Below are 887 nucleotides of genomic sequence, written 5' to 3' on the forward strand. Positions count from 1 at the left end.
GTGTTCTCAGAGGGGAGTCCGTAGATGTCGAATTTACCTTTGATTCTTGAATAATCACGGTTGTCGAAGTTCTCTGTGCCGTTCACTGCCTTCGCCTCATAGGTAAGACCTGCGGCGAAGTGGTTAAGGAAGGCCTGATATACCCCTGCCTCATATTTGTTGTACTTGCTCTCCGCAAGGAGAGTGTTTGTCAGGGGGTTCACCACATATGAGTTCTCATAATCGACCTCGTCAAGAAGGCCTTCATATTTAAATGTAACGATAGTTCCCGTGGAGACTATCTCATATACGCCTTCGGCGTTCACTGTGGCTGCATCATTCATCAGGGTGTAGGCAAGGACAAGGTTACCGTTTGGGATAGCCTGATCAAGCCTGAACTTGGTGTAGTCATCCTCGAAGTCTGTTACATCAAGGCGGACATACTCTGCACCTATCTTAGTGCTCTCCATCACATTAACATTGATTCCGCCGCCGTAGAGGCTGTCATCATCAACGTCATAGTAGTAGCTCACGGGTTTACCGCCGAAAGCATATACCTCAACCATTTTACCGAGCTTCACTGATGCGTCTGCTCCGTCAAGCTGGAAGGTGTTCTGATGGGAAAGATAGAAGCGTCCCACGTTGAGGACTGTGTTTTTGATTACGCCGTCAAACTGGGCATAACCATGGTAGAGTCTCGGAGCCCAGTCATCATAACCGAGCTGAGTGTCAAGAGCATCACGGTGATAATAGTAGTAGTTATCCCCCCAGCTCTTCTTGTGGTCTCCGTCAATATCATCTGCGAATCTGGCAAACGCGGCGAATCTCACCGTACCGTCTCCGAGCTTCACTGCGTCCGTGTGGACACGAAGATACTGATAGAAGTCCTGATCGTCTGCGTAGTCGTT

The 887-nt window shown here is 48.9% G+C and carries 1 pseudogene; it reads right to left on the reverse strand.

The features are described from left to right. Nucleotides 1–887: pseudogene (locus OSQ85_RS14015) on the reverse strand (hypothetical protein); the annotation flags it as partial.

It is taken from the genome of Geovibrio ferrireducens, from assembly GCF_026226615.1.
In the GTDB taxonomy this organism is placed as follows: Bacteria; Chrysiogenota; Deferribacteres; order Deferribacterales; family Geovibrionaceae; genus Geovibrio; species Geovibrio ferrireducens.